The organism is Streptomyces sp. C10-9-1, from assembly GCF_024497955.1.
In the GTDB taxonomy this organism is placed as follows: Bacteria; Actinomycetota; Actinomycetes; order Streptomycetales; family Streptomycetaceae; genus Streptomyces; species Streptomyces sanyensis.
Window position 1 is genome coordinate 48,834 of the sequence record NZ_JANHKP010000009.1, and the last position, 13,658, is coordinate 62,491.

Sequence of the window (13,658 nt, forward strand, 5' to 3'; positions counted from 1 at the left end):
TGCTGATTGCGGCCTGCCACCGCGGCGGTCGAACCGCTCGTGCCCTGCGGCAGCACCGTCCACTCCAGACCGTCGGCGCGCCTGCCTGCCGGGCAGAAGGTCGTACCCATGCGGTGGACTCCCTACTCCATGCTCGTCACTGACACCCCGCTCAACAGCACGGGGCGGCGCCGCATTCCCGTCCCGGTGCGCGGCGGCACGCGGCCGTCGGGCGGGCCCCGCCGCGGGGCGCGCACGGCCGGTGCGACCGTTCTCACAGCCCGGCGGCCCACGCGGCCACGGCGCCGGTGACGGTGTGCAGTGCCTCCTCCTGGGTCACGGCGGAGCGCCGGGGGACGGCGAATCCGTGGTCCGCGTCCGGGACCTCCACCAGGCGGTACGGCCCCTCGGGGAACTCCCCCGGCCGGCCGAAGGGGTCCCGGCCGCCCTGCACCACGAGGAGCGGCACCCCGCTGCCGAGGAGTTCCCCGGCCCGGGAGCGCTCCGGGCGGCCCGGCGGGTGCAGCGGGAAGGACAGGGCGAGGACGGCGGCCGCGCCGAGTTCCGCGGCGGTTCGGCAGGCCACCCGCGCCCCCGCGCTGCGGCCGCCCGCGACCACCGGCGGCCCGGCCCCGGCGAGCACCGGCCAGACTCCGCGCCAGCCGGTGTCGAGCGTCTTCGGCGCCGGGGCGACCTTCCTGCCCGCGACCCGCCAGGGCTGCTCGACCAGGGCGACGGTGACCGAGTGGCCCGGCAGCTCGGCGGCGATCGCCGCGAGGTCCCTCGCCTCGATGCCGCCGCCCGCGCCGTGCCCCAGGGCCAGCACCAGGCGCGCGTCCTTCGCGGGGTACCAGCTGACGCGGGCGTCCCCCGCTTCCGTCCCGACCGTCTCCGTGCGCTTCACGCCCCCATCCTGCCGTGTGCGGCGGCGGAAGGTGCCTCCGCCGCGGCCGGTGCCCCCGGAGGCGGGGCGCACCTCCCCGGGGCCGGTCCGGGCACCGTGGCGGCGCGGCGGCGCGGCGGCGCGGCGGCGCGGCGGCGCGGCTCAGAAGAGGACCGGCTCCTCGGGGCCGGAGAGCTCCTCCAGCAGCTCCGGCCCGTTGTTGCGCACGTTGCTGACCGCCGTGGGCACCGGGTAGGCGCGCATCAGGCCCTCCGGCGGCGGCGCGAGGAGCGCGGCGAGGTCCCCGGGCTCCGTGCGCGAGGGGTCCAGCCAGGCGTCCCAGCGGTCCGGGGTCAGCATCAGCGGCATCCTGGGGTGGATGTCCGCGAGCGTCGCGGGCCCCGCCGCCGGCGCGACGCCCAGCGGCCCGGTCTCCGCCTCGGTGGTGATCACCGAGCAGGTCGCCCACCACGCCCGCGGGTGCCCGTCGGGCAGCGTGCGGTCGCGCCAGAACTCGTAGATGCCCGCCATCGCGAAGACCGAGCCGTCGGCCGGGGTGACGAAGTAGGGCTGCTTGCGCGGCCGCTTGCGCTTGCCCTCCACCTCCTTGGCCCGCTCGTCGGCGCCCGTGACCCACTCGTAGTAGCCGTCGGCGGGCAGGATGCAGCGGCGGGCCGCGAAGGCCCTGCGGAACGAGGGCTTCTCGTGCAGCGTCTCGGCGCGGGCGTTGATCATCCGCGCGGCTCCGTCGGGGGACGTGGACCAGGAGGGCACCAGTCCCCAGCGAAGGGTGCGCATCTGGCGAACCGGCCGCCGCTCGGCTGCGTCCTTCAGAGGGCGTTCGAGGATCGCCTGCACCTCCTTGGTGGGCGCCACGTTCCAGTCGGGTGCGAGCGCCTCCTCCGGTTCCCACTTCTCGACCTGGAACAGCCCCACCAGATCCTCGGGGCTGCGGCTGGCTGCATAACGTCCGCACATAAGTGCCACACTGCCACTTCGATACGCCGTCCGAGGGAGCCGCCCGCGAAATGGTCACCACACACATCGCCGCCGGGGAGCTGGACGGGCTCTGGGACCGTCTCACCGGCACCCAGGAGGCGCCCTCGCTCTGGCTGGTCGCCGCGACGGGGGTGCTGGCGCTGGCCGCCGTGCTGCCCGCACCGCTGTGGCGCTTCGCGCGCAACGCGGTCACCATCGCCCACGAGGGCGGCCACGGGCTCGTGGCCCTGCTCACCGGGCGCCGGCTGGAGGGCATCCGGCTGCACTCGGACACCAGCGGCCTGACCGTCAGCCGGGGCAGGCCCGGCGGTCTGGGCATGGTCCTGACGGCGGCCGCCGGCTACACCGCGGCCCCGCTGCTGGGGCTCGGCGGGGCGTGGCTGCTCGCCGCGGACCACGTCACCCTGGCGCTGTGGGCGGGCACCGCCCTGCTGGCGGCGCTGCTGGTGATGGTCCGCAACGCCTACGGCGTGCTCACCGTGACCCTCACGGGGGCGGCCTTCCTCCTCGTGTCCTGGCTCACCGGACCTGCCGTGCAGTCCGCCTTCGCCTACACCGCCGTGTGGTTCATGCTGCTGGGCGGTGTGCGGCCGGTCTTCGAGCTCCAGACGAAGCGGCGGCACGGCGGGGCCGCGGACTCCGACGCGGACCAGCTCGCCCGGCTCACCCATGTGCCGCCGCTGGTGTGGCTGGCCTTCTTCCACCTCGTCGCGTTCTGCGCGCTGATCGGCGGCGGGACTTGGCTGCTCGGCCTGTGAGGCCCGGGGAGGGGCCCGCCGAACCACTAGAGTGAAGGCCATGACCGAGACCGTGCACCCCCTGTGGCCTGCCCCCTACGCCGACGGGCCCGTCGACGCGAAGATCACCGTGCCCGGCTCGAAGTCGGTCACCAACCGGGCGCTGGTGCTCGCCGCGCTCGCCTCCGAGCCGGGCTGGCTGCGCCGGCCGCTGCGCTCCCGGGACACCCTGCTGATGTCCGCGGCGCTCCAGGCCATGGGCGTGGGCATCGAGGAGACCGTCTCCTCGACGACCACCGGCGGTTCCGGCGAGGCATGGCGGATCATCCCCTCCGGCCTGCACGGCCCGGCCTCGGTGGACGTCGGGAACGCCGGCACGGTGATGCGCTTCCTGCCTCCGGTCGCCACGCTCGCCGACGGCCCCGTGCGCTTCGACGGCGACCCCCGCTCCCACGAGCGGCCGCTCGGCGGGGTGATCTCCGCGCTGCGCGCGCTCGGTGCCCGGATCGACGACGACGACCGGGGCACCCTGCCGATGACCGTGCACGGCGGCGGCGCGCTGGAGGGGGGCTCGGTACGGATCGACGCCTCGTCCTCCTCGCAGTTCGTCTCGGCGCTGCTGCTGTCCGGACCCCGCTTCAACCAGGGCGTGGAGGTGCGCCACGTCGGCGGCGTACTGCCCTCCCTGCCGCACATCCGGATGACCGTGGACATGCTGCGCGCCGTGGGTGCGCAGGTCGACGAGCCCGAGACCGGGGGCGAGCCCGACGTCTGGCGTGTGTCGCACAGCGCGCTGCTGGGCCGCGACCTGACCGTGGAGCCGGACCTGTCCAACGCCCAGCCGTTCCTGGCGGCGGCGCTGGTCACCGGCGGCCGGGTCACCATTCCGGACTGGCCGGAGCGGACCACCCAGCCGGGTGACGCGCTGCGGCACATCTTCACCGAGATGGGCGGTTCCTGCGAGCTGACCACGACTCCCGACGGCACCGCGCTGGTGTTCACCGGCAGCGGCCGGATCCACGGCATCGACATCGACCTCGGCGAGGTCGGCGAGCTGACGCCCGGCATCGCGGCGGTCGCCGCGCTCGCGGACTCCCCGTCGACGCTGCGCGGCGTGGCGCACCTGCGCCTCCACGAGACCGACCGGCTCGCGGCGCTGACCAAGGAGATCAACGGGCTCGGCGGCGACGTCACCGAGACCGAGGACGGCCTGCACATCCGCCCCCGCCGCCTGCGCGGGGGCGTGTTCCACACCTACGACGACCACCGGATGGCGACCGCGGGTGCGGTGATCGGCCTGGCGGTGAAGGACGTGCAGGTCGAGAACGTGGCCACGACCGCCAAGACCTTGCCCGACTTCCCGCAGATGTGGGCCGGGCTGCTCGGGGTCTGACGCCATGCGCCGCTACGGCAAGCACACCGACGAGGACGACATCCGCTCGCGCCCCAACCGCAAGGGCAACCGTCCCCGGACCAGCATCCGCCCCAAGCACGAGGACGCCGCCGAGGGCATGGTGCTCACCGTGGACCGCGGGCGGCTGACCTGCCTGGTCGAGGACCGCGCCGTGGTGGCGATGAAGGCGCGGGAGCTGGGCCGCAAGGCGGCCGTCGTCGGCGACCGGGTCGCCATCGTCGGCGATCTGTCGGGGGCGAAGGACACCCTCGCGCGGATCGTGCGGATCGAGCCGCGCTCCTCCGTGCTGCGCCGTACGGCCGACGACGACGACCCCTTCGAGCGGGTGGTCGTGGCCAACGCGGACCAGTTGGCGATCGTGACCGCGCTGGCCGACCCCGAGCCCCGGCCCCGTCTGATCGACCGCTGCCTGGTCGCGGCCTACGACGGCGGGCTGGAGCCGCTGTTGGTGCTGACCAAGTCCGATCTGGCAGGGCCGGAGGCCCTGTTGGAGATGTACGGCGCGCTGGGTGTCCCGTATGTGGTCACCACGCGGGAGGAGTTCGTGGACGGCCTGGCGGCGGACCGGGTGCGCGAGCATCTGGTGGGCCGCACCACCGCCTTCGTCGGCCACTCGGGGGTGGGGAAGACGACCCTGGTGAACGCGCTGGTGCCCGAGGACCGCCGCCGGACCACCGGACACGTCAACGCGGTGACGGGCCGGGGCCGCCACACCACCACCTCGGCCCTCGCTCTGCCGCTCGCGGCCCCCGGCGGTGCCCGGGAGGCGGCCGGCTGGGTCGTCGACACCCCGGGGGTGCGCTCGTTCGGGCTGCACCACGTCGACCCCTCGCGGGTGATCCACGCCTTCCCCGACCTGGAGCCGGGCACCGAGGGCTGCCCGCGCGCCTGTTCGCACGACGAGCCCGACTGCGCGCTCGACGCCTGGGCGGCCGAGGGCCACGCGGACCCCGCCCGACTGCAGTCGCTGCGGCGCCTGCTGTCGACACGGGAGCGACGCGAGGGGGACTGAGGCCGACCGAGTCGGCGCCCTCCACCGTGTTGGCGCCGCACGGCGGACCGACACGGGCATAATCGCCCACGTCGGACACCCGGTCGGCGACGTGTGGGAGGCCCAGGAACGATGGCGTGGCTGCTGGTGGTGGTCGCCGGATTCCTTGAGACGGGCTTCGCGGTCTGCCTCAAACTCTCCCACGGCTTCACCCGGCTGTGGCCGACGGTCGCCTTCGCGATCTTCGCCCTGGGCAGCTTCGGACTGCTGACCCTGTCGCTGAAGAAGCTGGACGTGGGACCCGCCTACGCGGTGTGGACGGGGATCGGCGCGGCAGGCACCGCGGTCTACGGCATGGTCTTCCTGGGGGACGTGGTCTCCACGTTGAAGATCATCTCGATCTCCCTGGTGATCGTGGGTGTGATCGGCCTCCAGCTCTCGGGCTCCTCCCAGTGAGGCGCCACCGGCGCGGCCGGCGGCCCGTGGGGGCCGGAGCGCACCGATAGGGTGGAGGCCATGCCCGATTACCACGACGACCTGCGTCTCGCCCATGTCCTCGCGGACGCCGCCGACGCCGTCACCTCCGAGCGCTTCAAGGCACTGGACCTCAAGGTCGAGACCAAGCCGGACATGACCCCGGTCAGCGAGGCGGACAAGGCGGCGGAGGAGCTGATCCGCGGGCAGTTGCAGCGGGCCCGCCCCCGCGACGCCATCCTCGGCGAGGAGTACGGCATCGAGGGCACCGGACCACGCCGCTGGGTGGTGGACCCGATCGACGGGACCAAGAACTACGTGCGCGGCGTGCCGGTCTGGGCGACGCTCATCTCGCTGATGGAGGCCGGGGAGAACGGGTTCCAGCCGGTGGTGGGCGTGGTGTCGGCCCCGGCGCTGGGACGCCGCTGGTGGGCGGCGAAGGGCTCGGGGGCGTACACCGGGCGCAGTCTGACGGCCGCGACCCGGATGCACGTCTCCAAGGTGGAGCGGATGGCCGACGCCTCCTTCGCGTACTCCTCGCTCTCCGGGTGGGAGGAGCAGGGCCGGCTGGACGGGTTCCTGGACCTGACCAGGGCCTGCTGGCGCACCCGGGGCTACGGTGACTTCTGGTCCTACATGATGGTCGCCGAGGGGTCCGTCGACCTGTGCGCCGAGCCGGAGCTGTCGCTCTGGGACATGGCCGCGCCCGCGATCGTGGTCCAGGAGGCGGGCGGCTCGTACACGGGGCTCGACGGGACCCCGGGTCCGCACAGCGGGAACGCGGCGGCGTCGAACGGGCTGCTCCACCGGGAGCTGCTGGGCTACCTGAACCAGCGCTACTGACACCGCGGACGGGCCGCGCCGTTCCCGGTGCCGGGTGCCGCGGTCCGGCGCGGCACCCGCCCGACGGCCCCGCAGGCGCGTTGACGTCCGCCGGATCGCGCCGGAGCCCCGGCCCCTCGCACCCCGGCCGGTGGGCGGAGGGGCCGGCGGCCTCAGCGGACGGGAAGGGTGACGTCCCCCTGCGGCGGGCTCCCGGGAACGGACCCGTCCGCCTGGCCGTCGCGGTTCCGCGGACCGTGGTCGCCGTCCGGTCCCCCGGCGCCGCCGGGCACGGCGCCCTCGACGTCGACGGACGGCAGGAGGCGGTCGAGCCACGCCGGCAGCCACCAGCAGGCCCCGCCCAGCAGCTTCATCGCGGCGGGGACGAGCACCATGCGCACGACCGTCGCGTCCACGGCGATGGCGGTCGCCAGGCCGAGGCCCAGCATCTTGGTGGTCGGATCCTCACCGAGGACGAACCCGAGGAAGACCGCCACCATGATGAGCGCGGCGGAGGTGATCACCCTGGCCGTTCCGGCGAGGCCGCGCACCACGGAGCCGTCGTTGTCACCGGTCGCCAGGTAGTGCTCACGCACCCGGGAGAGCAGGAACACCTCGTAGTCCATCGACAGTCCGAAGACGATGGCGAACATGAACATCGGGATGAACGAGACGATCGGCACCGGCGACGCGAGTCCGATCAGCGAGGCCCCCCACCCCCACTGGAACACCATCACCAGCACGCCGTAGGCGGCGCCGATGCTCAGCAGGTTGAGCACCGCGGCCTTGAGCGGCACCAGCAACGACCGGAACACGACCGTGAGCAGCAGGAACGACAGCACGACCACCGCGCTCACGAACAGGACCAGCCGGTCCTTCACCCGGTCGCCGAGGTCCGCGAAGGCCGCCGTCTGCCCGCCGACATGGGCACGGGCCTCGCTGCGGCCGAGCACCCGGGGGAAGACCTCGGAGCGCAGCCGCTCCACCGTCGCCCGGGTGGCGTCGTCCTGCGGTGCGGTGGTGGCGACGGCCATCAGGGTGGCCACGTCCGCGTCCGTGTCGACCCGGGGCGGGGCCACCGCGGCGATCCCCGGGTCCGCGGCGACGGCCCGGTGGAGCGGTTCGACCACCGACGCGTCGCCGGCGAGGTCGACCGCGATGGCGAGCGGGCCGTTGGCCCCGGGACCGAACCCCTCGGCGACCAGGTCGTAGGCCTGCCGTTCCGTCCGCGACACCGGCAGCGTGCCCTCGTCGGGGAACCCCAGACGGAGCGTCAGGACGGGTGCGGCGAGTGCGGCCAGCAGCAGCGTGCCGCCGACGGTGTAGGCCACGGCGTGACGCGCCACGTGGGTGCCCCAGCGGTGCCAACGCTGCCGGGTGCGGGGGCCGCTTCCGCCGCGCCCCGCCCGGGCCCAGGGCAGGCCGAACCGGTCGATCGACCGTCCGGCCAGTCCGAGGAAGGCCGGCAGCAGGGTGACCGAGGCGGCGACCATGATGAGGACCACGGCGGCGATCGCGATGCCGGCCGCGGTGATGAAGGGGATGCCGGCGAAGCCGAGCCCCAGGATGGAGACGACCACGGTGCCCCCCGCGAAGACGACGGCCCGGCCGGCGGTCGCGACCGCGCGTCCGGCCGACTCCCCGACGTCCATCCCGGCGGCCAGGTGCTCGCGGTGGCGGGTGACGATGAAGAGCGCGTAGTCGATGCCGACGCCGAGTCCCACCATCGACGCGATCACCGGCGCGAAGCTCGGTATCTCGACGAGGTACGTGACCAGCGGCATGGCGCTTGTGCCCAGAGCCAGGCCGAAGAGCGCCATGCCGATCGGCAGGCCCATCGCGATCAGCGACCCGAAGGCGACCAGGAGGATGACCACCGCGGCCAGCAGCCCGATCACCTCACCGGTGCCGGTCTCCGGTTCCGCGAAGGAGACGAAGAGGTCGCCACCCGCCTCGATCCGGACGGCGTCGTCGTGCCGGTGGGCCGCCAGGACCCCCCGGAGGTCCTCCAGGTCCCCGGCGTCGAGGTGCTCGATCACCGGGTACCGCAGCGTCACCAGCGCCACCCGCCCGTCGGGCGAGACGTCGCCCCGGGCGACCGCGGCCCCGGGGCCGGCGCCGAGTCCGCCGACCGGGTCGGTGGCCGCCAGGACCGACGGCAAGGCGACGAGCTCGGCGCGGACCTCCGCGAGCGCCCGGCGGGCGGCGGGGCTGTCGAAGAAGGTCTCCGAGGACCCGCGCGGTGTGGCCGTGACCCGTGCGGTCAGGCCGGCGTCCGTCGAACCGGCCGCCGACAGCAGTTCGACGGCGCGCTGCGAGTCGAGCCCCGGCGCCTCGAGGGTGTCCTCCAGATCGCGACCGGCCATGGCCGAGGCGGTGATGACGACGACTGCGGTCAGCATCCAGGCGCCGACGGCCCGCCATGGATGCCGGGCCGCGAACCGGCCGAGCCGGAACAGCAGGGACGACACGTCAGTGCTCCTTGGTGGTTCGGGGTGTACCGGACGCGGGTTCGTGCACGCCGGGTTCGCCATGGTGTCGGCCCGACCACCCCGCGCACCTCGGCGCACGGGCCGGGAACCGCCGCCGGAAGCACGATGTCCCCGCGGTACTTTCGGCCGATCCGCGGGGGCGCGCGCGCACCTACGATGACCGCGTGCGAGACCTCATACGAGCCCTGTGGGACGAGCCCGGTGCGCCGGGCCCGCCTCCCGTCGGCTGGCGTGACCGGGCGCTGGTCGCGGTGCTCCTGCCCGTCGCCGCCCTGGAGGGGCTGCTCCGGCCGGACGTCCCGTGGCGGACGCTGTCCCTGCTGGTCTGCGCCGGTCTGGTCCCGACACTCCTGCTGCGGCGGGCCAGGCCGCTCCTCGCGGTCGTGATCGCGTTCGGCACGCTGTTCCTGACGCAGGTCTGGGCACTGGTGATGGGCGGCATCCCGCCGGCGCTCAACACCATGGTCTTCGTTCTGCTGCTTCCCTACTCCCTCTTCCGCTGGGGGTCGAAGCGCCAGGCGCTCACCGGACTGCCGGTGATGCTCCTGCCGGCCGTGCTCTCGGTCCCCCTCACCAGCACCGGCCCGGGCGACGCGATCGCCGGGTTCGCGATCCTCTTCGCGTCGATGGCCCTGGGCGAGGCGGGGCGGTACCGGGCGTACGCCCGCGTACGGCAGCTCGATCAGGTCAGGCTGATCGAGCGCGAGCAGCTGGCCCGCGATCTCCACGACACGGTCGCCCACCATGTGTCGGCCATCGTGATCCGGGCCCAGGCCGGGCTGGCGGTGTCCGCGACCGACCCCGCGGCCGCCGGGAAGGCGCTGCGGGTGATCGAGACCGAGGCGTCGCGCACCCTGGCGGAGATGCGTTCCATGGTCCGCCTGCTGCGGCGCAGCGGTGAGCCGGCGGACCTCTCCCCCGCGCCGCTCGTCGGCGATCTGGGCTCCCTTCCCCAGGTCGCCGCGGGGCCTGCGCTCGACGTCGAGATCACCGGGGACGTCGGCAGCCTGGCGCCGGCGCTCTCCACGGCGGTGTACCGGCTCGTGCAGGAGTCGGTCACCAACGCACGACGGCACGCCCGTCACGCCTCGCGCATCGCCGTGTCGGTCGCGGCCGACGAGCGGTCGGTCCACCTGCGCGTGAGCGACGACGGCGACACCGTCCACCCCCGCTCGGGCGCCGTGCCCGGCTATGGTCTGCTCGGGATGGCGGAGCGGGCCGACCTGCTCGGGGGGTCGCTCAGCGCCGGCCCGAACCCCGGCCGCGGATGGACCGTGACCGCCGTGCTTCCGAGGAGCGGATCGGCATCGTGAGCGTGCGGGTGATGGTCGCCGACGACCAGGAGATCGTGCGGACGGGGCTCACCATGATCCTCGGGGCGCAGCCCGGCATCACCGTCGTCGGCGCGGCCGCGGACGGGCACCGGGCCGTCGAACTCGCCCGGTCCCTGCGCCCCGACGTGTGCCTCCTCGACATCCGGATGCCCGGCATCGACGGCATCGAGGCGACCCGGCGGCTCACCGCGGACGGCGGCAGCGGCTGCCCGGCGGTCGTGGTGATCACCACCTTCGACCTCGACGAGTACGTCCACGCCGCCCTCAAGGCGGGCGCCCGCGGCTTCCTGCTCAAGGACGCGGGCCCGGAGATGCTCGCGCAGGCCGTGCATGCCGCCGCGCGCGGCGACGCACTGATCGCCCCGAGCGTGACGGCACGGCTGCTCGCCGCGTTCGCCCGCTCCGGGGCGGCCGGGAGGGCCCCGGTGCAGCCGCTCGAGGCACTGACCCCGCGCGAGGAGGGCGTCCTGGCCGCGGTGGCCCGGGGGCGCACCAACGCCGAGATCGCCGCCGAGCTGCACATCAGTCTCAGCACGGTCAAGACCCATGTCGCGCGCCTGATGGACAAACTCGGCGCCCGCAACCGCGTCGAGATGGCGATGTGGGCGTACGAGACGGACCGGGCCGGGGGCTGACCCTGGGCGGATCGGGCGGCGGGCACCGTCCGGTCCGCACCGCTGCGACCGAAGGGAACGGGCGCTCCGCGCTCGACGTGCTGTTCGCGGCGCCCGGCTGCGGAAGCCCCCGCCCTCGGGCCTCGCGCGCCCTCTTGCCGCCTCGCGACGGTGCTGCGACTCTGGGAGTCCCCCCACTTGTGAATTTGTGAACCGGTTCTCGAAGGAACCGGCCCGCGAAGGAGGTGGCTCGAATCCATGCTCGTCCGTGACGCCATGAGCACGGTGGTCCTGACCATCGGACCCGCCCACACACTGCGCCAGGCGGCCCGCCTGATGGCCGCGCGCCGCGTCGGTGCGGCCGTCGTCCTCGACGGCGACTCCGGCCTCGGCATCCTCACCGAGCGCGACATCCTCAACGCCGTCGGGGCGGGCCAGAGCCCCGACCTGGAAACCGCCGGCGCCCACACCACGACCGAGGTCGTCTTCGCCACCCCCTCCTGGACACTGGAGGACGCGGCCGAGACCATGGCGCACGGCGGCTTCCGCCATCTCGTCGTGATGGACCGGGGAGAGCCCGTCGGCATGGTCTCCGTGCGGGACATCATCCGCTGCTGGGCGCCGGCCCGACGCCACGCGGGCACCGTCGTCGGTTGAGGCGGCACCGCGGCGGCCGCCGCGGACACGCCGCGGGCCGGACCCGGGAAGGGTCCGGCCCGCGGAGCCCCGGCAGGCGGGGTCAGCCGCGCAGTGCCTGGACCGCGGCCTCCAGCCGCTTGCCGAAGTCCCCGTCGGCCTGACGGAAGTTGCCGATCGCGCGCTCGGCGATGTCCTCGCGCGAGACCTTGGCGATGAAGCCGGCCAGGTTCTCGACCAGGCGGCCCTTCTCGTCCTCCGACATCAGCCGGTAGAGGGTGCCCGCCTGGACGAAGTCGTCGTCCTCGGCGTGCACGGGGGCCGCGTGGTCGCCGGTGACGCCCGAGACCGGGGTGGGCCCCCAGAGCGGCCGGCCGGTCTGGAGCGGCCCTCCGAAGCTGTTCGGCTCGTAGTTCTTCGTGCCCTTGTGGCGGCCGTCGTAGAGGAAGCCGTCGCGGCTGTTGGTGCGCGCCTCGGTCGCGTGCGGGCGGTTCACCGGCAGGTGGTCGGCGTTGATGCCGACGCGGTAGCGGTGGGCGTCTCCGTAGGCGAACAGGCGGCCCTGGAGCATCTTGTCGGGGGAGGGGCCGATGCCCGGGACGAAGTGCGCGGGGCTGAAGACGGACTGCTCGACCTCGGCGAAGACGTTCTCCGGGTTGCGGTTGAGCTCCAGGCGTCCGATCTCGACCGGCGGGTAGTCCTCGTGGGGCCACACCTTGGTGAGGTCGAAGGGGTTGAAGCGGTAGCCCGCCGCGTCGGCCGCGGGCATGATCTGCACCTGCACCGTCCAGGACGGGAACTCGCCGCGCTCGATGGCCTCGCGCAGGTCGCGCTGGTGGGAGTCGGGGTCCGTGCCGGCGAGCCGGTCGGCCTCGCCCTGGGTGAGGTTCCTGATCCCCTGGTCGGTCTTGAAGTGGTACTTGACCCAGAAGACCTCTCCGGCCTCGTTGGTCCACTGGAAGGTGTGCGAGCCGTAGCCGTTCATGTGGCGGTAGGAGGCGGGGATGCCCCGGTCACCGAAGAGCCAGGTCACCTGGTGGGTGGACTCGGGGCTCAGACCCCAGAAGTCCCAGACGTTGTCCGGCTCCTGGCTGCCCGTGTACGGGTCGCGCTTCTGGGTGTGGATGAAGTCGGGGAACTTGATGGCGTCCTTGATGAAGAACACCGGGGTGTTGTTCCCGACGAGGTCGTAGTTGCCCTCCTCGGTGTAGAACTTCAGCGCGAAGCCCCGCGGGTCGCGCACCGCGTCGGCCGCGCCGAGGTTCCCGGCCACCGTGGAGAAGCGCAGGAAGGTCTCGGTCTGCTTGCCGACCTCGGAGAGGAAGGCGGCGCGGGTGTAGGGCGTCACGTCGGCCGTGACGGTGAACGTGCCGTAGGCACCGGCACCCCGGGCGTGGACGACGCGCTCCGGGATGCGCTCACGGTTGAAGTGCGCGAGCTTCTCCAGCAGCAGCTGGTCCTGGACGAGCACCGGTCCGCCGACGCCCGCGGTCTCGCTGTTCTGGTTGTCGGCCACCGGTGCCCCGGCCTCCGTGGTGAGCGGTCCCTGCGTCACGTGCGCCTCCTGCGTCCTCGTTGCCCGTCGCCGTGCACCCGGTCCTGTCCCCGGTGTGCACTGAACCCGATCCTACGATGGACTTTGTCTAAGTAAAGTGCACATCCAAAGTCACACCTGTTCGGGATCTCGCCCCTCGCTGTTACGCTGGTGCCCATGAGTGACCTGTTGGAACGACTCCGCGGACGCGGCTGGCGCCTGACCGCCCAGCGGCGTGTCGTGGCCGAGGTCCTCGACGGCGACCATGTGCACCTGACGGCCGACGAGGTCCACGCGCGCGCCGTCGAGCGCCTGCCCGAGATCTCTCGGGCCACGGTGTACAACACCCTGGGCGAACTGGTGAGCCTCGGCGAGGTGCTGGAGGTGGCCACGGACCGGCGCGCCAAGCGCTACGACCCCAACGCCCACCGCCCCCACCAGCACCTGGTGTGCGCGCGCTGCGGCGCCATCCGCGACGTCCACCCCTCGGGGAACCCCCTGGCGGACCTCCCCGAGACGGAGCGCTTCGGCTTCACGGTCTCCGATGTCGAGGTGACCTACCGGGGCGTGTGCCCGCGGTGCGCCGCCGCCTAGCGGCCCGCGCCCCGCTGCGACGCTCCCGCGAAGACCCCGGCCCACCGCCGGGGTCTTCCGCCGTCCCGGGCCCGCGAACCCCGGGGAGGGCCACCGGGGACGGCCGCCCCCAGGACGGCGGACATGCCGAAGGCCCGGATCCTGATCAGGATCCG

The 13,658-nt window shown here is 73.8% G+C and carries 13 protein-coding genes; 9 read left to right on the forward strand and 4 right to left on the reverse strand.

All coding sequences use genetic code 11. From position 1 onward, the window contains the following. Nucleotides 1–253: 253 nt before the first annotated feature. The gene (locus NPS70_RS14390) at nt 254–883 is read right to left on the reverse strand and encodes an alpha/beta family hydrolase (protein ID WP_256524614.1); all 630 of its coding nucleotides are present in this window, start codon (nt 881–883) and stop codon (nt 254–256) included. Nucleotides 884–1,024: 141 nt separating this feature from the next. Then, nucleotides 1,025–1,840 (reverse strand): SOS response-associated peptidase, encoded by an 816-nt coding sequence (locus NPS70_RS14395; protein ID WP_256524615.1) that lies wholly within the window; start codon nt 1,838–1,840, stop codon nt 1,025–1,027. A gap of 50 nt (nt 1,841–1,890) precedes the next feature. Between NPS70_RS14395 and NPS70_RS14400 the strand changes: the two genes are divergently transcribed. From NPS70_RS14400 to hisN, 5 genes are all read left to right on the forward strand, one after another. After that, nucleotides 1,891–2,619 (forward strand): M50 family metallopeptidase, encoded by a 729-nt coding sequence (locus NPS70_RS14400; RefSeq protein WP_305885885.1) that lies wholly within the window; start codon nt 1,891–1,893, stop codon nt 2,617–2,619. A 40-nt stretch (nt 2,620–2,659) separates the two neighbouring features. After that, on the forward strand, nt 2,660–3,991 hold the full coding sequence (gene aroA / locus NPS70_RS14405; RefSeq protein WP_256524616.1) for a 3-phosphoshikimate 1-carboxyvinyltransferase: 1,332 nt from the start codon (nt 2,660–2,662) through the stop codon (nt 3,989–3,991). A 4-nt stretch (nt 3,992–3,995) separates the two neighbouring features. Beyond that, nucleotides 3,996–5,024 (forward strand): ribosome small subunit-dependent GTPase A, encoded by a 1,029-nt coding sequence (rsgA, locus tag NPS70_RS14410; RefSeq protein ID WP_256524617.1) that lies wholly within the window; start codon nt 3,996–3,998, stop codon nt 5,022–5,024. A 111-nt stretch (nt 5,025–5,135) separates the two neighbouring features. Next, nucleotides 5,136–5,459 (forward strand): multidrug efflux SMR transporter, encoded by a 324-nt coding sequence (locus NPS70_RS14415; protein ID WP_256524618.1) that lies wholly within the window; start codon nt 5,136–5,138, stop codon nt 5,457–5,459. Nucleotides 5,460–5,519: 60 nt separating this feature from the next. After that, complete coding sequence (gene hisN, locus NPS70_RS14420) at nt 5,520–6,320, forward strand: histidinol-phosphatase (protein WP_256524619.1); 801 nt, start codon at nt 5,520–5,522, stop codon at nt 6,318–6,320. Between the two features lie 152 nt (nt 6,321–6,472). On the opposite strand, the gene NPS70_RS14425 is transcribed toward hisN, so the two are convergent. After that, nucleotides 6,473–8,770, reverse strand: a complete 2,298-nt coding sequence (locus tag NPS70_RS14425; protein ID WP_256524620.1) for an MMPL family transporter — start codon at nt 8,768–8,770, stop codon at nt 6,473–6,475. Nucleotides 8,771–8,955: 185 nt separating this feature from the next. Between NPS70_RS14425 and NPS70_RS14430 the strand changes: the two genes are divergently transcribed. From NPS70_RS14430 to NPS70_RS14440, 3 genes are all read left to right on the forward strand, one after another. Continuing rightward, complete coding sequence (locus tag NPS70_RS14430) at nt 8,956–10,104, forward strand: histidine kinase (protein WP_256524621.1); 1,149 nt, start codon at nt 8,956–8,958, stop codon at nt 10,102–10,104. Further along, nucleotides 10,101–10,760: a response regulator transcription factor gene (locus NPS70_RS14435; RefSeq protein WP_256524622.1), complete on the forward strand. Its 660-nt coding sequence runs from the start codon at nt 10,101–10,103 to the stop codon at nt 10,758–10,760. The genes NPS70_RS14430 and NPS70_RS14435 overlap by 4 nt, the downstream gene beginning before the upstream one ends. A 237-nt stretch (nt 10,761–10,997) precedes the next feature. Further along, on the forward strand, nt 10,998–11,396 hold the full coding sequence (locus NPS70_RS14440; RefSeq protein ID WP_256524623.1) for a cyclic nucleotide-binding/CBS domain-containing protein: 399 nt from the start codon (nt 10,998–11,000) through the stop codon (nt 11,394–11,396). 82 nt (nt 11,397–11,478) lie between these two features. Here NPS70_RS14440 and NPS70_RS14445 read toward each other — a convergent pair whose 3' ends face one another. Next, entirely contained in the window at nt 11,479–12,930 is a 1,452-nt protein-coding gene (locus tag NPS70_RS14445; protein ID WP_256524624.1) for a catalase, read from the reverse strand. Between the two features lie 156 nt (nt 12,931–13,086). Between NPS70_RS14445 and NPS70_RS14450 the strand changes: the two genes are divergently transcribed. Further along, entirely contained in the window at nt 13,087–13,503 is a 417-nt protein-coding gene (locus NPS70_RS14450) for a Fur family transcriptional regulator (RefSeq protein ID WP_256524625.1), read from the forward strand. Nucleotides 13,504–13,658: the final 155 nt, after the last annotated feature.

Coding starts and splice junctions, on each gene's coding strand:
- NPS70_RS14395 (WP_256524615.1), bottom strand. CDS start 1,840: ATGTGCGGACGTTATGCAGCCAGCCGCAGCCCCGAGGATCTGGTGGGG.
- NPS70_RS14450 (WP_256524625.1), top strand. CDS start 13,087: ATGAGTGACCTGTTGGAACGACTCCGCGGACGCGGCTGGCGCCTGACC.
- aroA (WP_256524616.1), top strand. CDS start 2,660: ATGACCGAGACCGTGCACCCCCTGTGGCCTGCCCCCTACGCCGACGGG.
- rsgA (WP_256524617.1), top strand. CDS start 3,996: ATGCGCCGCTACGGCAAGCACACCGACGAGGACGACATCCGCTCGCGC.
- NPS70_RS14440 (WP_256524623.1), top strand. CDS start 10,998: ATGCTCGTCCGTGACGCCATGAGCACGGTGGTCCTGACCATCGGACCC.
- NPS70_RS14415 (WP_256524618.1), top strand. CDS start 5,136: ATGGCGTGGCTGCTGGTGGTGGTCGCCGGATTCCTTGAGACGGGCTTC.
- NPS70_RS14400 (WP_305885885.1), top strand. CDS start 1,891: ATGGTCACCACACACATCGCCGCCGGGGAGCTGGACGGGCTCTGGGAC.
- hisN (WP_256524619.1), top strand. CDS start 5,520: ATGCCCGATTACCACGACGACCTGCGTCTCGCCCATGTCCTCGCGGAC.